The organism is Flavobacterium sp. 2 (genome assembly GCF_049949195.1).
Taxonomy (GTDB): domain Bacteria; phylum Bacteroidota; class Bacteroidia; order Flavobacteriales; family Flavobacteriaceae; genus Flavobacterium.
The window spans coordinates 2,905,860-2,931,340 of sequence record NZ_CP188206.1 but is presented as its reverse complement, the minus strand read 5'-3'; the positions used below and the strand labels follow the sequence as shown (position 1 = coordinate 2,931,340).

General features: G+C 32.0%; 28 protein-coding genes. 20 read left to right on the top strand and 8 right to left on the bottom strand.

Annotation, left to right across the window (positions count from 1 at the left end):
* Positions 1 to 3 precede the first annotated feature (3 nt).
* From ACNFIH_RS12620 to ACNFIH_RS12605, 4 genes are read left to right on the top strand one after another with little or no spacing between them, the layout of a single operon-like run.
* Positions 4 to 1,308, top strand: a complete 1,305-nt coding sequence (locus ACNFIH_RS12620) for an oligosaccharide flippase family protein (protein WP_426483425.1) — start codon at positions 4 to 6, stop codon at positions 1,306 to 1,308.
* An 11-nt stretch (positions 1,309 to 1,319) separates the two neighbouring features.
* Positions 1,320 to 2,339, top strand: a complete 1,020-nt coding sequence (locus ACNFIH_RS12615; RefSeq protein ID WP_426483424.1) for a glycosyltransferase family 2 protein — start codon at positions 1,320 to 1,322, stop codon at positions 2,337 to 2,339.
* A 9-nt stretch (positions 2,340 to 2,348) separates the two neighbouring features.
* Positions 2,349 to 3,413, top strand: coding sequence for a hypothetical protein (locus ACNFIH_RS12610; RefSeq protein WP_426483423.1), 1,065 nt, complete (start codon positions 2,349 to 2,351; stop codon positions 3,411 to 3,413).
* Positions 3,385 to 4,689, top strand: a complete 1,305-nt coding sequence (locus tag ACNFIH_RS12605; protein ID WP_426483422.1) for an O-antigen ligase family protein — start codon at positions 3,385 to 3,387, stop codon at positions 4,687 to 4,689. The genes ACNFIH_RS12610 and ACNFIH_RS12605 overlap by 29 nt, the downstream gene beginning before the upstream one ends.
* Here ACNFIH_RS12605 and ACNFIH_RS12600 read toward each other — a convergent pair.
* Positions 4,658 to 5,734, bottom strand: a complete 1,077-nt coding sequence (locus ACNFIH_RS12600; protein WP_426483421.1) for a glycosyltransferase — start codon at positions 5,732 to 5,734, stop codon at positions 4,658 to 4,660. The two genes, ACNFIH_RS12605 and ACNFIH_RS12600, sit on opposite strands and share 32 nt — an antisense overlap.
* A gap of 184 nt (positions 5,735 to 5,918) precedes the next feature.
* Between ACNFIH_RS12600 and ACNFIH_RS12595 the strand changes: the two genes are divergently transcribed.
* Both ACNFIH_RS12595 and ACNFIH_RS12590 read left to right on the top strand, forming a co-directional pair.
* Positions 5,919 to 6,902, top strand: a complete 984-nt coding sequence (locus ACNFIH_RS12595) for a UDP-glucuronic acid decarboxylase family protein (RefSeq protein ID WP_426483420.1) — start codon at positions 5,919 to 5,921, stop codon at positions 6,900 to 6,902.
* A gap of 72 nt (positions 6,903 to 6,974) precedes the next feature.
* On the top strand, positions 6,975 to 7,742 hold the full coding sequence (locus ACNFIH_RS12590; protein ID WP_426483419.1) for a glycosyltransferase family 2 protein: 768 nt from the start codon (positions 6,975 to 6,977) through the stop codon (positions 7,740 to 7,742).
* Between the two features lie 66 nt (positions 7,743 to 7,808).
* On the opposite strand, the gene ACNFIH_RS12585 is transcribed toward ACNFIH_RS12590, so the two are convergent.
* From ACNFIH_RS12585 to ACNFIH_RS12575, 3 genes are read right to left on the bottom strand one after another with little or no spacing between them, the layout of a single operon-like run.
* Positions 7,809 to 8,225, bottom strand: coding sequence for an ORF6N domain-containing protein (locus ACNFIH_RS12585; protein ID WP_426483418.1), 417 nt, complete (start codon positions 8,223 to 8,225; stop codon positions 7,809 to 7,811).
* Entirely contained in the window at positions 8,206 to 8,331 is a 126-nt protein-coding gene (locus tag ACNFIH_RS12580; RefSeq protein ID WP_426483417.1) for an ORF6N domain-containing protein, read from the bottom strand. The genes ACNFIH_RS12585 and ACNFIH_RS12580 overlap by 20 nt, the downstream gene beginning before the upstream one ends.
* 36 nt (positions 8,332 to 8,367) lie before the next feature.
* Complete coding sequence (locus ACNFIH_RS12575) at positions 8,368 to 9,678, bottom strand: phenylacetate--CoA ligase family protein (RefSeq protein WP_426483416.1); 1,311 nt, start codon at positions 9,676 to 9,678, stop codon at positions 8,368 to 8,370.
* 135 nt (positions 9,679 to 9,813) lie between these two features.
* Here ACNFIH_RS12575 and purD point away from each other — a divergent pair, with 135 nt between their 5' ends.
* On the top strand, positions 9,814 to 11,088 hold the full coding sequence (gene purD, locus ACNFIH_RS12570; protein ID WP_426483415.1) for a phosphoribosylamine--glycine ligase: 1,275 nt from the start codon (positions 9,814 to 9,816) through the stop codon (positions 11,086 to 11,088).
* A 43-nt stretch (positions 11,089 to 11,131) separates the two neighbouring features.
* Here the strand turns inward: purD and ACNFIH_RS12565 are convergent, their stop codons facing one another.
* Complete coding sequence (locus ACNFIH_RS12565; RefSeq protein WP_031453858.1) at positions 11,132 to 11,362, bottom strand: DUF6341 family protein; 231 nt, start codon at positions 11,360 to 11,362, stop codon at positions 11,132 to 11,134.
* A gap of 142 nt (positions 11,363 to 11,504) precedes the next feature.
* Between ACNFIH_RS12565 and ACNFIH_RS12560 the strand changes: the two genes are divergently transcribed.
* Positions 11,505 to 12,434, top strand: a complete 930-nt coding sequence (locus tag ACNFIH_RS12560) for a DUF6427 family protein (protein ID WP_426483414.1) — start codon at positions 11,505 to 11,507, stop codon at positions 12,432 to 12,434.
* Here ACNFIH_RS12560 and upp read toward each other — a convergent pair.
* Positions 12,429 to 13,082: a uracil phosphoribosyltransferase gene (gene upp / locus ACNFIH_RS12555; protein WP_426483413.1), complete on the bottom strand. Its 654-nt coding sequence runs from the start codon at positions 13,080 to 13,082 to the stop codon at positions 12,429 to 12,431. The genes ACNFIH_RS12560 and upp overlap by 6 nt on opposite strands.
* A gap of 111 nt (positions 13,083 to 13,193) precedes the next feature.
* Between upp and ACNFIH_RS12550 the strand changes: the two genes are divergently transcribed.
* Together ACNFIH_RS12550 and ACNFIH_RS12545 are read left to right on the top strand one after the other, a co-directional pair.
* On the top strand, positions 13,194 to 13,799 hold the full coding sequence (locus tag ACNFIH_RS12550; protein WP_426483412.1) for a DUF4254 domain-containing protein: 606 nt from the start codon (positions 13,194 to 13,196) through the stop codon (positions 13,797 to 13,799).
* A gap of 40 nt (positions 13,800 to 13,839) precedes the next feature.
* Positions 13,840 to 14,847, top strand: coding sequence for a glycosyltransferase family 9 protein (locus ACNFIH_RS12545; protein ID WP_426483411.1), 1,008 nt, complete (start codon positions 13,840 to 13,842; stop codon positions 14,845 to 14,847).
* Positions 14,848 to 14,933: 86 nt separating this feature from the next.
* On the opposite strand, the gene ACNFIH_RS12540 is transcribed toward ACNFIH_RS12545, so the two are convergent.
* Together ACNFIH_RS12540 and ACNFIH_RS12535 are read right to left on the bottom strand one after the other, a co-directional pair.
* Positions 14,934 to 15,179, bottom strand: a complete 246-nt coding sequence (locus tag ACNFIH_RS12540) for a hypothetical protein (protein ID WP_426483410.1) — start codon at positions 15,177 to 15,179, stop codon at positions 14,934 to 14,936.
* Between the two features lie 439 nt (positions 15,180 to 15,618).
* Positions 15,619 to 16,671, bottom strand: coding sequence for a 2Fe-2S iron-sulfur cluster-binding protein (locus ACNFIH_RS12535; protein ID WP_426483409.1), 1,053 nt, complete (start codon positions 16,669 to 16,671; stop codon positions 15,619 to 15,621).
* A gap of 126 nt (positions 16,672 to 16,797) precedes the next feature.
* Between ACNFIH_RS12535 and ACNFIH_RS12530 the strand changes: the two genes are divergently transcribed.
* The 10 genes from ACNFIH_RS12530 (at position 16,798) to atpH (ending at position 25,448) form a co-directional block, all read left to right on the top strand.
* On the top strand, positions 16,798 to 18,258 hold the full coding sequence (locus ACNFIH_RS12530; protein ID WP_035646638.1) for a DUF5687 family protein: 1,461 nt from the start codon (positions 16,798 to 16,800) through the stop codon (positions 18,256 to 18,258).
* Positions 18,259 to 18,339: 81 nt separating this feature from the next.
* The gene (locus tag ACNFIH_RS12525) at positions 18,340 to 19,035 is read left to right on the top strand and encodes an ABC transporter ATP-binding protein (protein ID WP_426483408.1); all 696 of its coding nucleotides are present in this window, start codon (positions 18,340 to 18,342) and stop codon (positions 19,033 to 19,035) included.
* Between the two features lie 87 nt (positions 19,036 to 19,122).
* Positions 19,123 to 21,732, top strand: a complete 2,610-nt coding sequence (locus ACNFIH_RS12520; protein WP_426483407.1) for a tetratricopeptide repeat protein — start codon at positions 19,123 to 19,125, stop codon at positions 21,730 to 21,732.
* A gap of 4 nt (positions 21,733 to 21,736) precedes the next feature.
* The gene (locus ACNFIH_RS12515) at positions 21,737 to 22,132 is read left to right on the top strand and encodes a bactofilin family protein (protein ID WP_035646629.1); all 396 of its coding nucleotides are present in this window, start codon (positions 21,737 to 21,739) and stop codon (positions 22,130 to 22,132) included.
* Positions 22,113 to 22,334, top strand: a complete 222-nt coding sequence (locus tag ACNFIH_RS12510) for an AtpZ/AtpI family protein (protein WP_035646626.1) — start codon at positions 22,113 to 22,115, stop codon at positions 22,332 to 22,334. Before ACNFIH_RS12515 ends, ACNFIH_RS12510 begins: the two co-directional genes overlap by 20 nt.
* 63 nt (positions 22,335 to 22,397) lie before the next feature.
* A complete protein-coding gene (locus ACNFIH_RS12505) occupies positions 22,398 to 22,790 on the top strand; it encodes a hypothetical protein (protein ID WP_142449906.1) in 393 nt (130 codons plus the stop codon).
* Between the two features lie 118 nt (positions 22,791 to 22,908).
* Positions 22,909 to 24,087: a F0F1 ATP synthase subunit A gene (atpB, locus tag ACNFIH_RS12500; RefSeq protein WP_426483406.1), complete on the top strand. Its 1,179-nt coding sequence runs from the start codon at positions 22,909 to 22,911 to the stop codon at positions 24,085 to 24,087.
* Between the two features lie 33 nt (positions 24,088 to 24,120).
* Positions 24,121 to 24,321, top strand: coding sequence for an ATP synthase F0 subunit C (gene atpE / locus ACNFIH_RS12495; protein ID WP_026727281.1), 201 nt, complete (start codon positions 24,121 to 24,123; stop codon positions 24,319 to 24,321).
* 88 nt (positions 24,322 to 24,409) lie between these two features.
* Positions 24,410 to 24,910, top strand: a complete 501-nt coding sequence (locus ACNFIH_RS12490; RefSeq protein WP_026727280.1) for a F0F1 ATP synthase subunit B — start codon at positions 24,410 to 24,412, stop codon at positions 24,908 to 24,910.
* 4 nt (positions 24,911 to 24,914) lie between these two features.
* Positions 24,915 to 25,448: an ATP synthase F1 subunit delta gene (gene atpH, locus ACNFIH_RS12485; protein ID WP_426483405.1), complete on the top strand. Its 534-nt coding sequence runs from the start codon at positions 24,915 to 24,917 to the stop codon at positions 25,446 to 25,448.
* Positions 25,449 to 25,481: the final 33 nt, after the last annotated feature.

Genomic DNA, 25,481 nt, shown 5'->3' with positions numbered 1-25,481 from the left:
AAATTGAAAACCAACGCTATATTAGAAAGGATTTCGAAAAATCTGTTTTTAAAACAAATTTTCAGCACTTTATCACTTCGTGTTTTTGGAGCATTATTGTTATTTGGATTTACCGTTTTCCTTACCAAAACCTATAGCCCAAAATTAGTTGGACAGTACGATTTTGTGCGTTCATTTCTATTATCGATTGGAAGTATTTGCTTGCTCGGCTTTGATCAGTCGATTTTGTATTTTAAAGGAAAACTAGCAAGCCAAAATGCGCTCGAAGAATTAAAAAAGATATATGCAAAAATGGTTCTAATGCTTTTTTGCACTTCGTTACTGGTTTTGCTGATTATTGCGCTTATCAGCAAAGAAACGATTAACAACTATTTTGCTGATTCTGATGTATATTCGATACTTTTAAAAGCTGCGGCAACGTTGTTTTTCTCTGGAATTTCGATCTTAAATACAGAGGTTTTCAGAGCTTTAGATAAATTATATGTAGCCGAATTATTTCGGAATATTATCAAATATGTTCCATTGATTATTGGTTCAGTGATTTTGTTTTATTGGCACGAAGAAGAGTATTTGGTTGATGTTTTTCTACTTGGATTTGTTTTTCTCGCAGCGTTGAGCTCGTTTTTTGTTTTTATCTATTTTAGAAAAACAGAATGTTTAAAAACCGCTGAAAAATTTTCGCATAAAGAAGTGTTTTTAAAATCATATCCAATTGCAATCAGTGCAATGGCGTTGTTTTTATTAATGTGTTTTGATATTATGTTTTTAAAGAAATATCGAAACGATGAAACCGTTGCTTTTTATTCGGTTGGAGTTAAAATAATGACGATTATTTCTATAATAATTGTTTCGATAAATATTACAGTTTCGGCCAAAATTGCAGAATATTTTTCGGGCCATAAAATGATAGAATTAAAAGCAGTTTCCAGACATAGCGCGCGCATAATTTTCGGAATTACGCTTCCGGTTATTGTGCTGATTAGTTATTTTTCAGAACATATATTATCCATTTTTGGACATCAATATGTTGTGGCTCAGGAGGCTTTTTTAATTTTGATTATTGGTCAGGGAATTTGTTCGGCATTTGGAACAGCTTCGGTTTATTTGAATATGACGGGAAGACAGCATATTTTTCAGGTTATTTTAATGATTGCGGTTGTAATTAATTTTACTTTGAACCGATTTTTAATTCCCATTTACGGAATGACCGGCGCCGCGATTGCTTTTGTTTCAAGTTCTTTTTTCTGGAACCTTGTTTCGGCAATCGTTATTTATCGAAAAGATAAAATAAAAGTGTTTTTGCATTAAAAAGTTATGCTATGAACATCCAGAAAGAGACTTTGCTTTTTAGCATTATTATTCCTGTTTATAACGTTGAGGATTATTTGCCAAAATGTTTAGACAGCATCTTGTGCCAAAGTTTTTCTGACTTTGAACTAATTTTAATCAATGACGGATCGACTGACTCTTCGCTCGAAATTTGCCAGAAATACAAGCAAAAATTTTCACAGATAATCCTGATTGACAAAGAAAATGGCGGATTGTCTGATGCGAGAAATACAGGATTATTATCAGCAAAGGGCGATTATATTATTTTTACTGACAGCGATGATTATTGGCAAGGAAAACAGGTTTTGGAAGATTTGAACAATTTAATTTCTCAGACAAATCCCGATATTATTATTCATGAGGAAAGTCGTTTTTTTTCAAAAAATGATGTGCACTGCAAATACAATCAGCGATTTATAAAAAATAAAAGCGGGAAATTTGAAGACGAAATTGTAAACTTAGTTTATCACGATTTATACGTTGCTTCGGCTTGGGATAAAGTAATAAAAAGATCGATTTTAATTGACAATAAATTGTTTTTTCCTGTTGGAAGAAAATCAGAAGATATAGAATGGTGCGGAAAATTGATGTATTATTTGAATACTTTTAGCATTTATCCGAAATCATTTTATGTGTACCGTCAGGCGCGCGAGGGTTCAATAACAACAACGGTAAGTGCAAAACATATTCAAGACGTTTATGAAATGGTAAAAGAGGGTCTGAGTGCGCAAAAAACACTGTCAGAAACTCTAAACAAAGTCATCGAAAATTATTGGGCCTGCAATTATGTGGTAATTCTAAAGGATTTTTATGTTTTGACGCCTGAAACACAAAAGCAAATTTGGCACGATTTAATTTCCTGGAAATACCTCCTTAAAAAAGGACGAAACATAAAAGTGGACAAAGTGATGAAATTTTATAATTTTTTGTCCTTTAAAACCTTGATTTTCTTTTTGAATGGTTACCGATTAAAAAGAAGCCTGAATAAAAAACGCAGAGCGTCAAAGTAAACGAGAAATATGCAATTATTAATCAAAAAAAGTACAGCGGCATTTTTGCTGATTGCTTCAGCTAATTTAGTTGTGGCATTTCTGGCTTATTTTGTTTTGCCTCCAAAATTCTTCTTTGATACAGCCATTATTATTTATGATAAGTACAACGAAATTGGGTATTTCGGGAGTTATCCGCTTACGATTTTGTTTTATAAAGTGATTGGATTCAGGCATCTTCCTTTTCCAGTAATTGCCTTAATTCAGTTTCCTATATTGATCTATATTTTATACAAAATCGGGATTCCGGATAACTTCGAAAAACTGAATATCAAAAACATTTTAGTCTATTTGGGTATTTTTATGATAGCGATTTTCATATCGATGCCATCAAAGGAATTTATAACATATCTATTTATTGCGGTAATTGTTTTGTTGTGCCAAAATGAGCGGTTTTCGTTCCCGAAAACCATTTTTATAGCATCAGTGCTCTTAATTGTTTTTGGAGCTTTATATCGACCTTATTTTGCTTTGATTCCCGTTGTTGGCGGTGGAATGTATTTGGTGAGTTTCATTAATTTTAAAAATAAAACCGTAAGCACAATTTTCTACGGATTGCTGATTGCCGTTTTTCTATCGTTGAGCTACGGAATTTTGAAAGGAAAATATTTTTCTGAAATCAGCAGGGAAGTGGTGAACAGTACCCGAATGGTTTCCGGAGACGCCAATTCGATGATTACATCGCCTGTAAAAACAGATACCTGGTATGGAGAAGCGATTGGAATTTTTTACGGTTTTTTTACTGTAAATCTTCCTGTAAATGGTTTAAAACATATTCTTTCGCCTCAAATTATTGTTTTTGTAATTTGGCAACTTTTGGTGTTTTACATTTTATTGGTTCGTTTTTCCAAATGTTTAAAAGAAAGAAAAAAGTACCGTTATGAGCTTTTAATTATGTTCATTTTGTTTTCTTTTTTTATCCTTCAGGGTGTTTTTGAACCTGATTTAGGTTCGGCTGTCCGACATAAAATTGGGATTTTTCCTTTAATCTATTTTGCATTATATTATGAACATTTCCGAAAAGAACTTCAATAAAATATTTCACATTTTTCTTTGTGCGATTGCGGTTATGATGATTTTCAGAAAACCGTGTTCATTGCTGATTATTTTGTTTGCTGCGTTTAATTTGGTGTTTTTCAAAAATCTGAAATATTCTAAAAAACAGCTCATTTTAATGGCTTGTATTGCTTCGCCAATTTTATTGGAATTATTACTTTTTTGGAATAATGATTCATTTGGCCAAGGATTAAAGGCAATTGAAAAAAGAACATCGTTATTGATTTTTCCTTTGTTTATTATTGGAAATTATCAGCGCGTCAATTTTCTTAAAACAGTTCGGACTTATGTTATTGGAACAACGTTAATTATGTTTTTTTTCTTAATCCGTTTTGTAGTTCTGTTTCCAGATTTGGTGGAGAAATATCTTAACCGAATTGATTTATGGGAAATGGGTTATCAATTTGCAAACAGTATTGGGATTCATGCGCCGGCATTGAATATGCACTTGGCTTTTGTATCGGTTTGTGCGTTATATTTTGTTTTTGAAAGTTTTAAAAATCAGGAGAAATTGGTATTTAAAATCAGTACGCTATTCGTTTTTTTATCTTCCTTTTTCTTCGTGCTTTTGGTAAATACGAGAATGGCTTTAATAAATGTTTTAATCGGATTTTTGATTGTTTTCTTTTATGAAATCCGATCAAAATTCAATTTGAAAAAGATTGTTTTAACTGGTTTTGCGATTGTTATTTTATTGGGCGGAATTCTGTTTTTATTCGTTCAGAAAAATCCTTATATGAAAGAAAAATATTCGTCAGTAACTTTTGCCTATATGGATAAAGTGGGGAAATTGGACGAAATTGATCATCCCGAAATTAAGGTTTTTAATTCATTGGTTACAAGGATTTCGATATGGAAATCGGCTTGGGAATTGTCTGTGCAACACCTTCCTTTTGGCGTTGGCGCTTCTGATGGAAAACCCGAATTAAATAAATATTACAAAGCCACAAATCAGCAATTTTTAGCTAAATATGAGTTTCCGACACACAACCAGTTTTTGGATTTTTTATTAAAATTCGGAATTCTCGGACCTTTGGTCGTAGCAATTTATATTTTTGCGATTGGTTATTTAGGTTACGATTTGAAAAATGCGATGATACTTTCGTTTTTTCTGATTTTTTTCACTTCAAATCTAACTGATGATTTTTTGCTCCGCTTTGACGGAATTGCCTTCAGCGGATTATGGTCATCAATTTTTGCAAGTTATTGGCTTCAACAGAAAATTATTCTTGATAAAGTGCCAGAAGTTGTTTAAAATTTTGATTTTTGTCGAATAGAGTGTAACATCTTGCCAAAGCATTTTCACCAAATTCTGTTCTGGTTTCAGGATTTTTTAAAGTTTCAAAAAAGCCATCCAATTCTGAAATATCAGTAAAAAGAAATCCGGTTTTGTTGTGCAAAATAGCATCTTTATTACCAATTATATTAGTGGCAATTACAGGTTTTTGCAATGCCATAGCTTCAAGAACGGCAATTGGCAATCCTTCCCAAAGAGAAGTCTGCATATAAATATCAATATTATTTAGTTCTTTTAAAACCGTTTTTCGATCTAAAATCCAGCCCGTTATTCTGATGTTTGGAGCTGTAATTAAATGTCTCAATTCGCCGTCACCAATCCATACAAAATTAAAATCAGGGAATTTTAAAGCAATTTGGTTGAACATTTCGGGATTTCTGGCTGCTGTAATTCGGGCCATAATTCCAATCGTTAATTTCTCGTTTAGATGAGGTTTATAATGTTCTTGTACACTAGCGATATCAATTCCGTTTCGGACTAATTTTGCGGGTCCTAATTTTTGAGCGATTTTCTGTTCTGTATCGCCGCAAGCTACAATTGTTCCGCCAAAAAAACATTGAAAATTTTTCTCAATTGTCCAATAAATCGTTCTGAAAGCACTTGAAATATCTGTTCTTAAAAACGAATATCCGTGAGGCGTATAATAGAGTTTCTTTTTTTTAAATAAGAAAAAATAGGCAACTCGACCCAAAACACCCGCTTTTGATGAATGAAGATGGATGATATCCGGATTGATTTTTTTCAGTTCTTTAGTTAAGTTGTAAGCCGATTTTAAATCCTGAAAAGGAGAAAGCTCCCGAACCATATTAACCTGGATCAGTTTAATGCCATCTGAGAATTCAGATTTGATTTTTTGAGCATCAATTTCTTTTCGATTACCGCTATAAATAATAGTGGTTTCTATGTTTTGGTTTATTTCATCATCTCCAAAGAAAGTCGATAAATCTCTAAAATAGGTATAAACGCCGCCGCCCAGCGCCTCAATTACATGTACAACTTTCAAAATAGTGGTTTTATTTGCGGGTAAAAATAGATAAATGAGTTTAATAATTATCTGAAATCACAAAACTTCTTTTTAAGTTACAGATTCAAGAGTAATTTGAAAGGAGATATATTTTAGTACATTTGTGCGTCTATCTTGGATTTTATTACCAAATGAAATCTGAAAATGTTCAATTAAATCAATTATGAAAAGAATACTTATTACTGGAGCTGCAGGATTTTTAGGATCGCATTTGTGTGATCGATTCATTAAAGAAGGCTATTTTGTTATTGGAATGGATAACCTGATTACGGGAGATCTTAAAAATATTGAGCATTTATTCAAGCTGGAAAACTTTGAATTTTATCATCATGATATCACCAAGTTTGTTCACATTCCGGGTGAGTTAGATTATATTTTGCATTTTGCATCGCCTGCAAGTCCAATAGATTATTTAAAAATCCCGATTCAGACTTTGAAAGTTGGATCTTTGGGAACACACAATTTATTGGGTTTAGCGAGAGTTAAAAAAGCCAGAATTTTGATTGCATCAACTTCTGAAGTTTATGGCGATCCGTTGGTTCATCCGCAAACTGAGGAATATTATGGAAACGTAAATACAATTGGTCCACGTGGCGTTTATGATGAAGCAAAACGTTTTCAGGAATCAATTACAATGGCGTATCATACTTTTCATGGTGTAGAAACCAGAATCGTACGTATTTTTAATACTTACGGACCAAGAATGCGATTAAATGACGGACGTGTAATTCCGGCTTTTATTGGCCAGGCTTTACGTGGAGAAGATTTAACGATTTTTGGAGACGGAATGCAGACACGTTCTTTCTGTTACGTTGATGATCAGGTTGAAGGTATTTTCAGATTATTGCATTCAGATTATGTTTATCCAGTAAACATTGGAAATCCAGACGAAATTACAATTAAAGATTTTGCAGAAGAAATCATAAAATTGACAGGAACAAACCAGAAAGTGGTTTATCATCCACTGCCAATAAACGATCCTTTACAGCGTCAGCCAGATACTACAAAAGCAAAAGAATTGCTTGGTTGGGAAGCAAAAGTAAACAGAGCAGAAGGAATGAAAATTACCTATGAATATTTCAAATCATTATCTCTTGAAGAACTTGCTAAAGAAGAACACAAAGACTTTTCAAGCTATATAAAATAACACTTCACACAGCTCGAATTTTCAATTGAATTCGGGCTGTTTTTTAATTCAATTCCAAAAAAATCAGCATCAATGAGCGAATTAGTTTCTATTATTGTACCAACATATAATACTGAAAAGTTCATTCGATTAACAATTGAATCAGTTCAAAATCAAACCTATACAAATTGGGAAATGATTTTGGCCGATGATGCATCAACGGATAAAACGGTTGCAATTATTGAAGAATTTGCGCAAAAAGACAGTCGAATAAAGCTCTTTAAATCACCAGAAAATCGCGGAAATGGTTTTGCCAGAAACACCGCTTTAGAAAAAGCTACAGGAAAATATATTGCTTATTTAGACGCCGATGATTTATGGTTTCCTGAGAAATTAGAAAAACAAATTGAATTTTTAAAAACGAATAACCTGCATTTTACTTTTAGTTTTTATGATTCAATTGATGAAGAAGGAAATGATTTAAATAGAAGGGTTGAATCACCAAATCCGTTAACATATAAAGAATTATTTTTCTGTAATTATGTTGGAAATTTAACCGCCATTTATGACGCAGATTATTTCGGGAAAATTATTTTGGAAACTTCACAAAAACGTCAAGATTGGAGAATATGGCTTACGATCGTAAAACAAATTAAAATGTCTAAACCAGTTCCAGAACCTTTGGCCTTTTATAGAATTAGAAAAGATTCTGTTTCTTCTTCCAAATTTAAATTGATTAAACACAATTTTGGTGTTTACAGAGAATTCCACGGATATAATTTCGTTTTTTCAATTTTACTGATGATAAGGTTTTTGTTTACTCAATTGATAATTAAACCAAAGTATATTAAGAAAGTTTAAAACTCAACTTGAAGGCGCAATTTGTGACATCAAGTTTTTAAGGTCGCAAATTGCGACTTTAGAGAATTATTTTTTATATCCAATTTTCACTCTTTCAGATTCATTTCCTTTCTTTTCAGTCAGTTCATCCAAAAAAGAAAATACCAATTCAATATTTTTATCATGATTTTCTAACTTCTTCTGAATCTGTAGAATATCAACTTTAATTTCTGTTGTATCTAGAAGCATTTGTCTCACTTTCGTGAAAATCCTCATAATTTGAATATTGGTTTGGATGGCTTTGTCGCTTTTTAGGATACTAGATAACATTAATACACCATGTTCAGTAAAGGCAAAAGGTAGTTTTCTAATTCCTCCCCAACTTGATGTCGCAATTTGCGACATCAAGTTTTGTAATTCAGCTTCAGTGAGCTGAAACATAAAATCAGAGGGAAAGCGAGATATGTTTCTTTTTACTTGCTCGTTATAATCTTCTTGTTTCAACTTCATATAAATTTGCAAGGTCAAAATCAAGCATCACTTTTTGACCACGAATAAAATATATTTTATTAGAAATTGTTTCTTCAGAAAGTAAAGATTGATCTTTCATAAGTTTTTAATTAGAAAAACAAATGTAAGATTTTATTTATAAATATGATTTAAACTGTTTTAGTTTACCGCGATTGGTTCTTTCTAAGACAGTTTTTCTTGTAAAAGTGAAGTGTAAATTCGGTTCTAAATATAAATTGATAGCTTCTTTTATTTTTTGAATTTGTTCTGAAACTAATTCTTTTTCGGCGACATATTCAATTTCAAAAGTATCCAATTTGATTTGTTTGATAATAAATTCTTTTACATTTCCATCATCTTCAATAATGCTTTTGGTTACATAATAAAATGTTAAACCTGGTGATTTTTTTCCGCTTGGAAGAATTGCAACGTCATTGGTTCTTCCAATTAATTTTTTTAGAATTGGTTTTTGTGGCGTACTTTTTTCGTCCAAAATTCCAATGTCGCCAATTTCATATCTGATAAAAGGATTTGCTTTGTTGAATAAAGATGTAATCACAATTTTTCCTTCTGTTCCATGTGGAACAGAATTATTATTTTCATCTAAAATTTCCACGAACAGCGTTTCTGAGTTTACCTGCCATTCGCCTTGCGGATTTTCAAAAGCAATTAAATCCAATTCTGAAGCCCCGTATTCACTTATAATTGGAATTCCGAATTGTTTCTCAAGCAGTTTTTTATCTGTTTCAAAAAGCATTTCCGAAGTAACAAAACAAGCTTTTAGAGTTGGACAAATTTCTTTTAAAATGATATTTCTCTGTTCCAAAAATTTAGCGAATAGTACAATTGAACTTGTATAACCGTTGATATAATCGAATTTTTTGGTTCTGAATTTCTTCAGAAATTTTTCCAAAACATCATCAGATAAATCAAAAACAGGAAAACGAAAACGATGCGTTAAAAAATCTTTGAAACGTTCTTTTTGGTATCCAATAAAATCCATCGGAATGCCATAAAAACGCGCTTGATACGAATGATTAAAATCAATCCCGAACCAGCCAAAACGCATAATATTCGAAGCCCAAGTTAAAGCGTGCGAATATTTATCTTTTGCAAAAACAAATGGAGTTCCGCTTGATCCCGATGTTTTGTTGAGGTAAATATTTTTTTTAGAATAACCTTTTGAAAGTCTTTCTTCGAGAGGCTTTTGAAGATTTTGTTTGTTTAAAATTGGAAGATTTTCCCAATTTTCAGCAGTTGCATTTCCGATCAATTCTTTGTAAAAAGAGTTGTTTTTTAAATGAAAGTCAACAATTTCTGTTTTTTTGTTTTTAAGAAACGAAGCGTATTCTTCTTCAGAAAAATGAACAATTTTCTGCAATTCGGCTTTGGCCTTCTTTATCGGAAAACCATTTAACTGAAGCGAAAGATCAAAAAGACGAATCATTTTTCGGGATAATTTTCGTCAAAAATAATGTTTAGGAATTACTAACAGGGCAGAACCAACAATTTTTTGAAGATTTAATTATTTTTTACGTGCAAAAGCAAGTATTTTTGCACCACAACTAAATACAACAACACCATGACAATTTTATTATTGGGATCAGGCGGAAGAGAGCATGCTTTTGCTTGGAAAATGACTCAGAGTCCGCTTTGCGAAAAACTTTTTGTAGTTCCAGGAAATGCAGGAACTGCTGCAATCGCTGAAAATGTTGCAATATCTGCAACTGATTTTGAAGCTGTAAAAGCATTAGTCCTTAAAGAAAATATAAGTTTAGTAGTCGTAGGGCCAGAAGATCCGTTGGTAAAAGGTATTTACGATTATTTTAAAAATGACGAAAGTTTAAAAAATATCCCGGTTATTGGGCCATCAAAATTGGGTGCACAATTAGAGGGAAGTAAAGAATTTGCAAAAGAATTCTTGATGAAACACAACATTCCGACTGCAGCTTATGACAGTTTTACTGCTGAAACAGTTGAAAAAGGATGCGAATTCTTAGAAACTTTACAGCCACCATACGTTTTAAAAGCAGATGGTTTAGCGGCAGGAAAAGGTGTTTTGATTATTCAGGATCTTGAAGAAGCAAAGACAGAATTAAGAAACATGTTGGTTCACGCTAAATTCGGAACAGCAAGTGCAAAAGTTGTTATCGAAGAATTTTTGGACGGAATCGAATTAAGCTGTTTTGTTTTAACTGACGGAAAAAACTATAAAATTCTTCCAACAGCAAAAGATTACAAGCGTATTGGTGAAGGCGATACAGGTTTAAACACAGGCGGAATGGGAGCAGTTTCTCCGGTTCCTTACGTAGATGCTGTTTTGATGGAAAAAATCGAAACTCGTATCGTAAAACCAACAATCGAAGGTTTCCAAAAAGACGGAATCGAATATAAAGGTTTTGTATTCATTGGTTTAATCAATGTAAAAAACGAACCAATCGTTATTGAATACAACGTAAGAATGGGAGATCCTGAAACTGAAGTTGTGGTTCCAAGATTAAAATCAGATTTAGTAGAATTGTTTTTATCTGTCGCAGATCAAAAATTAGGAGATTTCAATTTAGAAGTTGATCCAAGAAGCGCAACAACTGTAATGGTAGTTTCTGGCGGATATCCTGAGGATTTCGAAAAAGGAAAAGTAATTTCTGGATTAGAAAATGTTACTGATTCTATAGTTTTTCATGCAGGAACAAAATTAGATGGCGAAAATGTCGTTACTAATGGAGGACGTGTAATTGCGGTGACTTCTTATGGAGATAATTTCCAGGAGGCCATAAAAAAATCTTACCAAAACATAGATAAACTAAGCTTTGATAAGATGTATTTTAGGAAAGATATCGGCTTCGATTTAATTTAAAAAATAAATTCACCAGCCCTTTTTAATTAAAGGGTTTGGTTTATTATTTTAAAAATGAATGAGCTGTTGTATCTTGGTTTTCTGTACCAGCGTCATCAAAAATGCGTAATTGTTTAATCCAATAAACGATTGCACATGAACAGATGATCATGAAAATCCAGTTAATAGTGTTTGCACCAAACCATGTAATTAATTCCAAACGACGTAAAAAGTCAAGAGGAGCAAACAAAATGTTAACGAATAAGTATTGTATTCCTTCAAAAAAAGCTGTCATAATTTTTTAAAATTATATGTTATTTATTGTTGTGTAATGCTTTGAAGACAAAATTTGATTAATCAAATCTTTTTTCAACTTGTTCGGTTTTTCATTTTAAACAAGTATTATCTTTACAATCACAAAAGTATAAAATATCCTTATGATAACAAGTGTTTTTAAAAAATCTACACCATTAAATTATTCTTTGGTCGTAATTTTAATACTGGTTTTCTTTTTTCTGTTTCAAATTCAGGATCCGTCCTGGATTACTAATTATTTTTTGGGATTCCAAAAAGTAAGTTTGCTGTGCTTTGTTTTGGCTTCTTTTTTCCTGATTAATTTCATTGCAAAGAAGAACGGGCTCAGCAAAGACAACGGATACGCGATTTTTTTCTACTTGTTGTTTATCTTATTTTTCCCGACCATATTTAACGATTCAAATGTTATTTATGCGAATTTTTTTCTGCTTCTGGCACTTCGAAGATTGATTTCGTTACAGTCTTTAAAATCTTCTAAAGAAAAAATATTTGATGCTTCTTTTTGGATTTTAATTGCATCCTTATTTCAATTTTGGTGTATTCTTTTCCTGATTTTAGTTTTTATATCCATTATTTTTCACGTTTCACGCGATTATAGAAACTGGGTTTTACCTTTTGTAGCACTTTTAGCAGTTTCATTAATCTTTTTAATGGTATCACTTTTATTTCATTTTGATGCCATTGCATTTGTTGAAAAAAGAGCTGTTATTGATTTAAATATCGACTATTTTAAAAACAATTACGAAAATGGAGCATTGTCAATTTATGTTGCGGTAGCTTTATTTTTTGTGGTTTCAATGTTAATGACTTTATCAAACAGACCTCAGATTGTGCATACTTCGTATAAAAAAATAGTGGCTTGTTTTTTTATTGCGGCTTTTGTTTTTATTCTTTCACCTAACAAAAGCAATGATTTACTGTTGTTTAGCATTACGCCATTAACCCTTATGGCATCGAGCCATGTAGAATATATGCAGCAAAAATTAAACAACGAAATTGTATTTTATGTTCTTATTTGCTGCAGTTTATTTACTTTTTTCTCTCAATTATAATTTGCTTCCATAGGCAAGATCTCCGGCGTCGCCAAGTCCGGGAACAATGTAGTTTTTCTCATTTAGTTTTTCGTCAAGAGCGGCAACCCATAAATGGCAATTATCAGGAAGATTTTTTTCTAAGTGTGCAACACCTTCCGGAGCAGCAATAACGACAACAATATGAAACTCGGCCGGAGTAGTATTCTGCATTAATTTTTCGTGAACCGCAACGATTGATTGTCCGGTTGCCAACATGGGATCAAGTAATAAAACAGTTTTATTGTTGAGGTTTGAAATCGCTTGATATTCAACTAAAATTTCAAATTCATCATCATTGTTTGGATGAAATCTGCAGGCCGAAACGAAGCTGTTTTCAGCATGATCAAAATAATTCAAAAAGCCATTATGTAGTGGTAATCCAGCTCTTAAAATAGGACATAAAACAATATCAGATGCAATTTCGGTTGTTTTTTTAATGCCTAGCGGTGTCTGAATATCGACGTTTTTGTACGGTAAAGTTTTACTCAGTTCATACGCCATAATTTCTCCAATTCGCTCAATATTTCTTCGAAAACGCATGCTGTCGTTCTGAATATTTACATTTCTGATTTGGCCTAAAAAATGATTCAGTACGCTGTTATTTTCAGATATATAATGAATTTTCATATGTAATTTTTAAAATTATTGATTGTTTTTAACGCAAAAATGAAAAAATAATAGTTTTTTTCACACCATAAAAGTATAAAAAGTATCTTTGTGTCTCTAATAATTAAAGACATGTTTTCAAAATTAGCATATTCTGTTTTCGAACAAAGTATCAAAGATTATCACCAATTTGATAATGTTGATCAGCCCATTAACAATCCTTATCCAAAGGATAAATTTGAGCATTTATTATATTTAAAAAATTGGATTGACACTGTTCAATGGCATTTTGAGGATATTATTCGTGATCCGCAAATTGATCCGGTTGCAGCATTGACTTTGAAAAGAAGAATCGACGCTTCAAATCAGGAAAGAACTGATATGGTTGAATATATCGACAGCTACTTTTTGCAAAAATACAGTTCTGTACAAGCAAAAGATGGTGCAAAAATCAACTCTGAAAGTCCGGCTTGGGCATTTGACAGATTGTCTATTTTGGCTTTAAAAATTTATCACATGCATGAAGAAGCTACTCGTGCAGAGGCTTCGCAAGAACACAGAGATAAATGTCAGGAAAAATTAAACATTCTTTTAGAACAAAGAACAGATTTATCTACAGCAATTGAAGAATTATTGACAGATATTGAAAGTGGTGAAAAATTCATGAAAGTGTACAAACAAATGAAAATGTACAATGATGATGATTTGAACCCTGTTTTATATCAAAATAAAAAATAATTTGGCCGACTTGTCTACCAAAATTAAACACATAGCCGTCATGAGACTATCCGCAATGGGAGATGTCGCCATGACGGTTCCTGTTTTACGCGCTTTTGTAAAACAATATCCAGAGGTAAAATTGACGGTTATTTCCCGTCCTTTTTTTAAACCTTTTTTTGACGGAATTCCGAATCTGGAATTTTTTGCTTTTGATGAAAAAGAAAGACATAAAGGATTTCCTGGGCTTTTGAGATTATTCGGAGATTTGAAAAAATTGCAAATAGATGCTTTTGCAGATCTTCATAATGTTTTAAGATCCAAAGTTGTGAGTTTGCTTTTCGCTTTAAGCGGAAAAAAAAGAGCAACTGTAGATAAAGGCCGAGAAGGAAAAAAAGAATTAACTCGTGCTGAAAATAAGATTTTCAAGCAATTGCCAACGATGTTTGAAAGACACGCCAAAGTGTTTGAAGAATTGGGTTTTCCGGTAGATTTATCAAATTCCGAATTTCCTAAAAAAGCAGTTTTAAGTGCTGAAATCACAGACTTAATCGGTGAGAATTATCAAAAATTAATCGGGATTGCGCCTTTTGCACAATATGATTCTAAGGTTTATCCTTTAGATTTAATGAAGGAAGTAATTGAAAAATTAGCCGAAAACAAAGACCAAACTATTTTGCTTTTTGGGGGCGGAAAAAAAGAAATCGAAATTTTAGATTCGCTTTCTGAGCCTTTTAAAAATGTAATAAATGTTGCCGGGAAAATTAAATTTCAGCAAGAATTAAAATTGATAAGCAATCTGGATGTAATGCTTTCAATGGATTCTGGTAATGCGCATATTGCTGCAATGTTGGGCGTAAAAGTTGTAACACTTTGGGGCGCAACACATCCGTATGCAGGATTTTTGCCATTTAATCAGAGTATGGAAAACGCTTTAACTTCTGATAGAAATAAATACCCAAAACTACCAACATCTGTTTATGGAAATAAAATTGTTGAAGGTTATGAAGATGCGATGCGAACGATTTCTCCAAAGAAAATAGTTAACACTATTCAGTCTCAGTTATAGTAGAAATTCCAATAAATAGAAAATCCAAATTCCAATTACAAAGTTGAAATTTGGATTTTTTTATTTTGATAAAGGTTATGGATGTCTTATAAATTCAGAAAAAGATAACCCATTGCTTTCTTTTTCTTTCTATCAACTACAATTTCAACAAAACGGTTTTCTTGTTCAGTAACAAGTAAAACGTGTTCCAAATTGTTAGTTGAATTTCTATAAACTTTATGGATTAATTCTGATTCTTTAATTTTATTTGATAAAATCTTGGCAGCTTTTAGTTCACTTACGTACGGCCAAATATTAAAAAAGTTATCATTTTCGACTGATATTTCTTTCATTTCTTCAAGTGTTGAAGGATAGTTTTCTTTTGAAAGAAGTTTAGGAGCTTTTCGGTTTCTTCTTTTTTTAATTACAAAGTAGACCACGACAAAAGATGATATTACAAAAAGTAATATAAAAGTCAAACGGAGGTAGTGATGCATTGCCATAATGTGTAGTGTTTTAAAAACGTGTTGACAATTAAATATAGCCTTATAAAATCTATCTTTAAGATAAAGCAGGATTTATCAGGTTCAAACGCACTACTAATATAGTAAATTTTCAGGACATTTTCTAAAAAATATTTAAATACATATAGTCTTTTTTATGTATTATCTAAAATCGCTTTTTGAAAAGGAATCGATATTTTAAACTCTGATAAAAAAGAACGGTATAAAAAAATCCAAATTCCTGTAGTAAATTGGAATTTGGATTTTTTTTTATTGGAATTTTAAATGTCTATACGTCGTCGTAATCAACATAAATAGTATCTGATGTTGGGTGCGCCTGGCAAGTTAAAATCAAACCTTCTGCGATTTCACCATCTGTTAAAATTGAATTTTTTGTCATTTCAGCAGTACCGGCTGTAACACGTCCTAAACAGCTGCTGCAAATTCCGCCCTGGCAAGAATATGGAGCATCAACACCTTGTTTTAAAGCAGCGTCAAGAATGGTTTGTTTTTTAGACATTTCGAAAGTAACTTCTTCATCGTCAACTAAAACCGTAATTTTTGTATGACCTTCCTGCGAACCTTGAATTGCATGCTCTTCAGAAGAAGATGTAAAAAGCTCAAATTTAATTGCTGAATCTTTTACATTTTTCTCTTTTAAAATATCTGACACTGTATTGATCATTTCTTCTGGTCCGCACAAGAAAAACTTGTCAAACTGAAGTTCTTTGTGTTTGTTGTTCAATACAAAATTTACAGCAGATTTTTCAATTCTTCCAAATAAAGCATTTTCCGCTTTAGCCTGACTAAATACATAATGTACGAAAAAGCGACCTACATATTGCAATTGTAAATCGTGCAGTTCTTGATGAAAAATAGTTGCTTCAGGAGTTTTATTTCCGTAAACCAATACAAATGAACTTTTTGGCTCGCTTTTTAAAACTGATTTTATGATAGAAAGAACTGGAGTAATTCCGCTTCCTGCAGCAAACGCCGCATAATTTTTTTGTCTGTCAGCTTCTGGTTCAAAAGTAAATTTACCTTCAGGATGTCCTACTTCAAGAACATCGCCAGCTTTAAGCTTTGTGTTGGCAAACTGAGAGAAAAGACCATTTTTTACCGCTTTAACTGCAATTCGCAATTCACCGCTTTCTGGCGCAGAGCAAATAGAATAAGCACGTCTTATTTCTTGATTGTCAAGTGTTAATTTTAAATTTATGTATTGTCCAGCTATAAATTTATAGTCTGATTTTAGTTCTTCAGGAACATTAAAAAGTACTGAAACGGCTTCTGCAGTCTCACGTTTTACCTCTTTAATTATAAGTTTTAAGAATGAAGGCATGATTTATTTTTTTTGCAAAAGTAGCAAACACTAAGTAATTGACACTTACTAAAATAATTTTTTTAACTTTTTTTGTAACGTTTTCCTACATTTGGTCTCTTACTGAAAAACTAAAACTGAATAACCATGATTAAAAAGTTTATTTATCTCGAATGGAAAGCCTTTGTAAGATCAGCTTCATTTGGAGCAAATCTGGCCATGAAAATTTTAATTGGGTTTTTGATGGTTTACTTTTCGGTAATTTTTATTGCAATGGGAGTAGGCGCATTTTATGTACTCAAAAAAATGAACCTTGAACCATTAGTAACCATCAACAAATTCTTGATTTATTATTTTTTGCTTGATCTTGTGGTTCGTTTGTTAATGCAGGCGATTCCGGTTCTTAATATCAAACCATTATTGGTTTTGCCTTTTAAAAAACCAACCATTGTTCATTTCTCTTTAGGCAAAACGGCATTGTCTTTTTTTAACTGGGTTCATGCGCTTTTCTTTGTGCCTTTTTCAATTGTTCTTATTATTGAAGGATATGATATTTTGGGAATTTTATTTTGGCTTTTGGCGATTTTCTCATTAATCTATATCAACAATTTTTTGAATATTATTTTAAGTAATATCGACAAATTATTTGTTGTTTTTATTGGGCTTGCTTTAGCTTTTGGAGCTGCACAATATTATAAGCTTTTTGATATTACAATTTTCACAACTCCTTTTTTCCAGGGACTTTACACTATAAAAGGGCTGTTTTTGATTCCTGTTTTGTTATTAGGAGGGTTGTATGCATTTACATTTAAATATTTCAAAAACAATTTATATTTAGATGCCGGACTTTCTAAGAAAGAAGACATAGCGACGACTGAAAATCTTTCCTGGCTAAATCAATTTGGAACATTGGGGACTTTTTTGAAAAATGACATTAAATTGATTAAAAGAAACAAGAGGTCAAAAACGACTATTATCATGAGTTTCTTCTTTTTGTTTTACGGATTGATCTTTTTTGGCAATACACACCAGCCAGCGGTCATGTATATTTTTGCGGGAATATTTGTTTCAGGCGGATTTTTATTTGTCTTTGGACAGTTTGTACCAAGCTGGGACAGTTCGTATTATCAATTGATGATGACACAAAATATTCCGTATCGCGGTTATATTACTTCAAAATGGTGGTTAATTGTTATTGCCACTTTTGTATCGACAATTTTGGCTTCATTTTATCTTTTTTACGGATGGCAGGTTTATTTGACTATTGTGGTTGGCGCCATTTACAATATTGGAGTAAATTCTCATTTGGTTCTTTTGGGAGGAGCATTTACAAAAACTCCAATTGATTTGAGTAACGCCGGCGGTGCTTTTGGAGATAAAAAAGCATTTAATGTAAATGCAATGTTATTGACTTTGCCAAAATTATTATTGCCTTTGGGACTTTATGGAATCGGACTTTATCTCGGAGATAAAACACTAGGCTTAATGCTGGTTGCAGGAGCAGGAGTTTTAGGATTTGTATTTAGAAATAAAGTTTTTTCAATAATTGAAAAAAGATACAAAGTCGAAAAATACAGTACAATAAGTGCTTATAAACAAAAGAGTTAATTAGAAAATTTACCAATTTGATAATGAGATAATTTTATTCCATTAAAATTTAAAATCAACAATCTAAAATCTAACATTACCATGATACAAGTAAATCAACTTTCAAAAAAATATAACAATACTACAGTTTTAAATATTAATAATCTTGAAATTCCAAAAGGACAAAGTTTTGGACTTGTCGGAAATAATGGCGCAGGAAAAACCACTTTTTTTAGTTTGCTTCTGGATCTTATTCAGCCTTCGACTGGAAATATAAAAACAAATGATATTCAGGTAAATACTAGTGAAAACTGGAAATCTTTCACGGGTTCATTTTTAGACGAAAGTTTCCTTATTGGCTATTTGACACCAGAGGAGTATTTTTATTTTATTGGTGATTTGCGCCATCAAAATAAAGCAGATATTGATGCACTTTTAAGTAAACACGAAGAATTTTTTAATGGAGAAATTTTAAACAACAAAAAATACCTTCGCGATTTATCAAAAGGAAATCAGAAAAAAGTAGGCATTATTGCAACACTTATTGGCAATCCGGAAGTGATAATTTTAGACGAACCTTTTGCAAATTTAGACCCGACAACTGTGAGTCGTTTGAAGAAAATTATTAAAGAATTGGCTGAAGATCCGAATGTTACCGTTTTGGTTTCAAGTCATGATTTGCAACACACGGTTGAAGTTTGTGACCGAATTGTTGCGCTTAATAAAGGTGAAATTGTAAAAGATATTCAAACCTCAGAAGAAACCTTACAAGAGCTCGAATCGTTTTTTGCAGTTTAAGTTTCTATATTTCAAAAAGAAGCGTATTTTTACAAGTCATATACTAAAAGTGCTTTTTATAAGTTTATGCTTTAAAAATTAGTTCTATTGAAAAAGAATACTCTTAAATATTGTTTTTTTACTGCTTTTTTATTCTTTTTGATAGCCTGTTCTACCAAGAATAATACTTTCGTGAACAGAAATTCGCACGCTCTAAGTACAAAATATAACATTTTGTATAATGGTGGAATTGGCCTTGAAAAAGGATTAAAATCAATTCAGAACAATAATCAGGATAATTTTTGGAAAATACTGCCAATTGAAAAAATGCAGTTTGATGAAAATTTTTCGGAAGGAGAAAAAACAAAGAATCCTGATTTTGAACTAGCAGAAACGAAAGCAACAAAAGCCATTCAGAAACACTCCATGAATATTGGAGGAAGAGAAAAAAATTATCAGATTGATGAAGCGTACCTAATGCTGGGGAAAGCAAGATATTATGATCAGCGTTTTATTCCTGCATTAGAAGCTTTCAATTATATTCTTTATAAATATCCAAACAGCAGTAATATTTATACCGCAAAAATTTGGCGTGAAAAAACCAATATGCGTCTCGGAAACGATGCTATTGTTATTAAAAACATCAATCTTTTACTAAAGAAAACAGACTTAGACAAACAGACTTTTTCTGATGCAAATGCATTATTGGCCGAAGCTTTTTTAAATACAGAAGAAAAAGACAGCGCTGTTGCCAAATTGAAAATCGCAGAAAATTTTACCAGAATAAATGAAGACAGAGCGCGTTACCGTTTTATTCTTGGACAATTATATCAGGAAGCCGGAAAAAGAGATAGTGCTATTTACTTTTATAACGGCGTAATCGACATGAACCGAAAAGCAGATCGTAAATACATGATGCATGCTTATGCGAAGAAAGCACAGATGTTCGATTATGAAAAAGACGATCATAATTTGTTTATCGAAGCATATAATAAATTAGTTGAAGATCGCGAAAACAGACCATACTATGACATTCTTTTTTATGAAATGGGTGTTTTTTTCGATAAAAATAACGAGCAAAAAGATGCATTGGAATTCTACAACCATTCCTTGGCAAGAAAATCTAAAGATCCTTATTTAGTTGCATCTACCTATCGAAACATTGGAAATATGTATTTTAGAAATACAGATTATACAATGGCGGCAAAATACTATGACAGTACTTTGGTAAAATTAAATCCCAAAACAAGAGAGTTTGCCTTAATTGAAAAAAACAGAAAAAATCTCGATAACGTAATTAAATACGAAGGAATTGCAAAACGCAACGATAGTATTATAAAGGTTTACAATTTACCAGCAGAAGAACGAAAAACATACTTTGAAATTTACATCGCAGAACTTAAAAAGAGTGACGATGCTAAAAAATTGGCTGAAGAAAAAGAAAAAGAAAAATTGGCAAACGTTCAGCGTAATACGGATGCAAATAATATTTCTTCGGCAATTAATCCGCAACAACCTAATAAGACAGATTTGGTTTCGGGAGCATTTAATCCGCCATCTGGAAATGATGTTGCAAGCACTTTTTATTTTTACAACCCAACAACGGTTTCCTATGGAAAACTGCAGTTTAGAAAACAGTGGGGAAATCGTGTCATAGGCGGAAATTGGAGATTAGCTTCATCAAAATCAATTGTTAATACTGCTTTAAAAGATTCATTAAATATCAATCAGGATTCTATAAATGCGTTGCAACCGGAAATTCCGGAAAAATATACGACGGCATTTTATGAAAATCAGATTCCGACAAGTCCAACAGTTATGGACAGCATTGGAAAAGAACGAAACTTTGCATATTATCAATTGGGACTTATTTATAAAGAAAAGTTCAAAGAATACAAATTAGCTAGCGATAAGCTTGAGCAATTATTGCAAAATAAACCTGAAGAAAAATTGATTTTGCCATCGATGTATAATTTGTATAAAATTTATCAAATTACCAATCCGGCAAGGGCTGAAAGAATAAAGTCTGATATAATAGGTAATTATCCAACTTCAAGATATGCGCAGATTTTAAATAATGCAAATTCAGATGATTTAGTTTCTGCCGATAAGGAATATAAAAAATGGTTTAAATTATATGAAGAGGAACAGTTTATAGAAGTTTTAAACAACATCGATAATCTGATCAATCAATATGCTGGTGAAGATATTGTTTCTAAATTTGAATTGCTGAAAGCAAATACTTTAGGAAAAGTAGAAGGTTTGGCCGCGTATAAAAAAGGATTGGAAACAGTTGCAGATAATTATCCAAACAGCGAAGAAGGAAAAAGTGCCAGAGAAATTTTGGAAAAACAAATTCCGGATTTAGAAAAACTTGATTTCACGGCAGTTGACGGAAAAAATTGGAAAATTTTATATCCAGTTTCGAATAATGATGCTAAAACGGTTAAAAAAATTGAGGAAGCAATTAAGGTATACATGTTGGTTGAAAATTACGAACGACTAACAACTTCATTTGACAAATACAATAAAACCGAAAGTTTTGTAGTTATTCATGGTTTAAAATCAGAGGCATATGCCAAAGATGTTTCAGGAGTTTTGAGAGAGGATAAAAAATATAAAATCTCGAATATGCCAATTATTATTTCAAGTGATAATTATAAGGTAGTTCAAATCAAAAAAAATCTTGAAACGTATTTAGCCCCAAAAACCCCATAAAACCATGTTTGAAAAAGTCAAAAAAGTCAGTACAGAGAATTTAGGAAAAACCAACAGAATTGTAGAAGGAACGTCCATTGTTGGTGATATTGTTTCAAAAGCTGATTTTAGACTGGACGGCGAACTTATTGGAAATTTTACTTCGCAAGGAAAACTTGTCATTGGTGCATCAGGAATTGTGAAAGGAGAAATTATCTGTCACAATGCTGATATTGAAGGAGAATTTCAAGGAAAATTAAAAGTTTTAGAAGTCCTTAATATTAAAGGAACGGCACGTATTCATGGAGAAATCGCCGTTGGAAAATTATCGATTGAACCTGGAGCAGACTTTACCGCTTCTTGTACCATGTTAAATTCCAATCAGGTAATACTATTAGAAGATGGAAAAGGAACCGAATAATAATAGGAGAAATAAATGGCTTGCATTAATTAATATTCCATTTCAAATGGGAGTCATTATTTTTTTGTTCTCTTATTTCGGAACCTGGCTCGATGAAAACCATCCGAGCCCAAAAGTTTATTATAATACGATTTTTGTCATGGCCGGTGTAGGCCTTGCATTATATAACGTTATCCGCCAAGTTAACGACATTAATAAATAAAGTAATTTTTTCATTTATAGCAGCTTTAGATAAAAGTTGCATCTTTGCAAAAAATTACCTGAAATGTCATTAAAAAATTACAAACCTGTTTTTCATTTATTTTGTTTTGCTGTTGTTGCCTGTATAGTGCATATAGCCGCTTTCTTTTTGCTGGAAATTAATTTTCAAAAGTTTCATTACAGTATAGAACTACTGTATTTAATTTTCTTCGGATTGTCAGCTTTGCTATACCTTATATTATTAAAGGTAAAAAATAAGAATTTTGAAATCGTAGGGATGGTTTTCTTATTCGGAACTTTTACTCAAATGTTGTTGGGATATTTAATTTTGCAGCCAATTTTAGAAAACAAAACCGAAACGGTCAATGTTGAAAAAGTCAGTTTTTTTATAACATTTATTTTGTTTTTGTTATTTCAGACGCTTTTAACTGTCCGATTATTAAATGAAAAGCGTTAAAATCGCGAATATGTAAAACAAGGTTCAAAAATAATTTTTCATATCCTTTTGAATATTAATAAAAAATGTACCTTTGCACCAAATTTTAGAAACGTAAAAAAATAAGATTTTCCACGATATGGTGATTTCAAACAAACCACTCAGCTTTATTCTAGCAGCTTTTGTAGCTTCTCTACCAATTATGGGTTTTGCAAACTCAGAGAATGATTCAACGCATGTACAAACTGAAACGGCTCACGAAGAGAAAGTAATTTCACACGATGCTCCAGCGGAAGGAGAGCACGCAGTTGCTCTTGACCCAAAAGCAAAAGTAGATGCTTTCATTGATCACCACTTACAAGATTCTCACGATTTTGTTTTCTTTCAAGATGAAAAAGAAAACAAACACTTTGGTTTTCCATTACCAGTTATACTTATTGACGGAGGTTTAAAAGTTTTCTCTTCTTCAAAATTCCACTTTGGTGAAACAGTTGCAGAAGTTGACGGAAACTTCTACAAATTAGTTCACGGTAAAATTTATAAAACAGATGCAGCCGGAACAATTACTTTTAATGAGCACGGTCATCCAGAAAACGAAAAACCTTTAGATTTTTCTATGACAAAGAATGTTGTTTCAATGCTTTTTGTTGCAGTGCTATTATTCTTAATGTTTACTGGTTTAGCAAAATCATATAAAAAAGGACCAATCCCAACAGGATTTGGAAGAGTTTTAGAACCTCTTATAATTTTCATTAGAGATGAAATCGCAGTTCCTAACATTGGAGAGAAAAAATACCGTAAATATATGGGTTACTTATTAACTGTATTTTTCTTTGTTTGGGTTTTAAACTTATTAGGAATGACTCCGCTAGGAATCAACGTTACAGGAAATATTGCTATTACAGTTTGTTTAGCAGCTTTCACTTTCATCATTACACAATTTAGTGCAAACAAAGATTATTGGGGACACATCTTCTGGATGCCAGGAGTACCAGTTCCAATGAAAATTATCTTAGCACCAATTGAGGTTTTAGGAACATTGACAAAACCATTCGCATTATTAATTCGTTTGTATGCAAACATTACTGCAGGTCACGTAGTAATCATGAGTTTGATCGGAATGATTTTCGTTGGAAAAAATTTAGCAGCTGATTTGCCAATCTCTTTAGGATTGACATTGTTTATCTCTGTTATTGAAGTTTTAGTTGCATTTTTACAAGCATTTATTTTTACAATGTTGTCATCATTATTTATTGGTATGGCGGTTCAGGATCATGACCACGCTCACCACCATGAAGATGAAACCGCAATTATCTAATTTAGAAGTTTAATTTTATATATATAAATAGTTATGGGAACAATTCCAACTTTAGTAGGTGCTGGTTTAGTAGTAATCGGTGCAGGTTTAGGTTTAGGTAAAATCGGTGGATCTGCTATGGACGCTATTGCTCGTCAGCCAGAAGCTGCTGGTAAAATTCAAACTGCGATGATTATTATCGCGGCTTTATTAGAAGGTTTAGCATTTGCTGCTTTGATCTTAGGAAAAAACTAATAAAGAAAAAAACTAACAACATCTTTAACGGTTGGTTAAAGGTGTTGTTACTTTAAAAAAGAAATTAAATATTTAATATAGTTATAAAATGGATAAGTTAATTAACGATTTTTCATTCGGATTATTCTTCTGGCAAGCTTTAATCTTGTTAGTATTGATTTTACTTTTAGTGAAATTTGCATGGAAACCAATTATGGAATCTATTACTGCAAGAGAAGAAGGTATTAAAAATGCATTGCTTTCTGCTGAAAACGCAAAGAGAGAAATGGAAAACTTACAAGCTGACAATCAAAGAATTTTGAATGAAGCTCGTGCAGAACGTGACGCGATGTTGAAAGAAGCTCGCGAAATGAAAGAGAAAATGATAGCTGATTCTAAAAACGAAGCACAAGAGGCAGGTCAAAAAATGATCGAGCAAGCTAAAGCTGCTATCGAAAGTGAAAAAAATGCTGCAATGGCTGAATTGAAATCTCAAGTTTCAACTTTATCATTAAGCATCGCTGAAAAATTATTGAAAGAAGAATTATCTAACAAAGAATCTCAAACTAAATTAGTTGAGAAAATGTTAGGTGACGTAAAGTTAAACTAAGATTATGGCAGGTACAAGAGCAGCAATTCGTTATGCAAAAGCAATTCTGGACTTAGCAAACTCTAAAGGTGTTGCCGAAGCTGTAAATAACGATATGAAATCAATTGCAAATGCAATTGAGACAAATACAGAATTGAGTACGTTTATTCTAAACCCAACTACAAAAGTTGAAGTTAAAGAAAGTGCTCTTTTAGAAGTTTTTGCAAATGTAAACGGTGTAACTAAAGGTTTATTCCATTTATTATTTGAAAACAAAAGATTTGAAATTCTAGGCGCAATTGCATCAGAATTCAATAAATTATTTGATGAGAGTAATGGTGTTGAAGTAGCAAAAGTTACTACAGCAATTCCTATGGATGCTGCTTTAGAAGCTAAGGTTTTAGCTAAAGTTGCAACTTTATCAGATAAAAAAATTACAATTGAAAATATAGTAGATCCTTCAATCATTGGTGGATTTATTTTGAGAATAGGCGATAATCAATACAATGCCTCTGTTGCAAACAGATTACAAGTATTAAAAAGAGAGTTAAGTAATTAGTTTTATTACACATAAAAGTGTCTAAATTATAAA

Bases quoted from the DNA above. Each gene is read 5' to 3' on its own strand.
- ACNFIH_RS12615 (WP_426483424.1), top strand. From the start codon at position 1,320: ATGAACATCCAGAAAGAGACTTTGCTTTTTAGCATTATTATTCCTGTT.
- ACNFIH_RS12610 (WP_426483423.1), top strand. From the start codon at position 2,349: ATGCAATTATTAATCAAAAAAAGTACAGCGGCATTTTTGCTGATTGCT.
- ACNFIH_RS12605 (WP_426483422.1), top strand. From the start codon at position 3,385: ATGAACATTTCCGAAAAGAACTTCAATAAAATATTTCACATTTTTCTT.
- ACNFIH_RS12595 (WP_426483420.1), top strand. From the start codon at position 5,919: ATGAAAAGAATACTTATTACTGGAGCTGCAGGATTTTTAGGATCGCAT.
- ACNFIH_RS12590 (WP_426483419.1), top strand. From the start codon at position 6,975: ATGAGCGAATTAGTTTCTATTATTGTACCAACATATAATACTGAAAAG.
- ACNFIH_RS12580 (WP_426483417.1), bottom strand. From the start codon at position 8,331: ATGAAAGATCAATCTTTACTTTCTGAAGAAACAATTTCTAATAAAATA.
- ACNFIH_RS12575 (WP_426483416.1), bottom strand. From the start codon at position 9,678: ATGATTCGTCTTTTTGATCTTTCGCTTCAGTTAAATGGTTTTCCGATA.
- purD (WP_426483415.1), top strand. From the start codon at position 9,814: ATGACAATTTTATTATTGGGATCAGGCGGAAGAGAGCATGCTTTTGCT.
- ACNFIH_RS12565 (WP_031453858.1), bottom strand. From the start codon at position 11,362: ATGACAGCTTTTTTTGAAGGAATACAATACTTATTCGTTAACATTTTG.
- ACNFIH_RS12560 (WP_426483414.1), top strand. From the start codon at position 11,505: ATGATAACAAGTGTTTTTAAAAAATCTACACCATTAAATTATTCTTTG.
- upp (WP_426483413.1), bottom strand. From the start codon at position 13,082: ATGAAAATTCATTATATATCTGAAAATAACAGCGTACTGAATCATTTT.
- ACNFIH_RS12550 (WP_426483412.1), top strand. From the start codon at position 13,194: ATGTTTTCAAAATTAGCATATTCTGTTTTCGAACAAAGTATCAAAGAT.
- ACNFIH_RS12545 (WP_426483411.1), top strand. From the start codon at position 13,840: ATGAGACTATCCGCAATGGGAGATGTCGCCATGACGGTTCCTGTTTTA.
- ACNFIH_RS12540 (WP_426483410.1), bottom strand. From the start codon at position 15,179: ATGAAAGAAATATCAGTCGAAAATGATAACTTTTTTAATATTTGGCCG.
- ACNFIH_RS12535 (WP_426483409.1), bottom strand. From the start codon at position 16,671: ATGCCTTCATTCTTAAAACTTATAATTAAAGAGGTAAAACGTGAGACT.
- ACNFIH_RS12530 (WP_035646638.1), top strand. From the start codon at position 16,798: ATGATTAAAAAGTTTATTTATCTCGAATGGAAAGCCTTTGTAAGATCA.
- ACNFIH_RS12525 (WP_426483408.1), top strand. From the start codon at position 18,340: ATGATACAAGTAAATCAACTTTCAAAAAAATATAACAATACTACAGTT.
- ACNFIH_RS12515 (WP_035646629.1), top strand. From the start codon at position 21,737: ATGTTTGAAAAAGTCAAAAAAGTCAGTACAGAGAATTTAGGAAAAACC.
- ACNFIH_RS12510 (WP_035646626.1), top strand. From the start codon at position 22,113: ATGGAAAAGGAACCGAATAATAATAGGAGAAATAAATGGCTTGCATTA.
- ACNFIH_RS12505 (WP_142449906.1), top strand. From the start codon at position 22,398: ATGTCATTAAAAAATTACAAACCTGTTTTTCATTTATTTTGTTTTGCT.
- atpB (WP_426483406.1), top strand. From the start codon at position 22,909: ATGGTGATTTCAAACAAACCACTCAGCTTTATTCTAGCAGCTTTTGTA.
- atpE (WP_026727281.1), top strand. From the start codon at position 24,121: ATGGGAACAATTCCAACTTTAGTAGGTGCTGGTTTAGTAGTAATCGGT.
- ACNFIH_RS12490 (WP_026727280.1), top strand. From the start codon at position 24,410: ATGGATAAGTTAATTAACGATTTTTCATTCGGATTATTCTTCTGGCAA.
- atpH (WP_426483405.1), top strand. From the start codon at position 24,915: ATGGCAGGTACAAGAGCAGCAATTCGTTATGCAAAAGCAATTCTGGAC.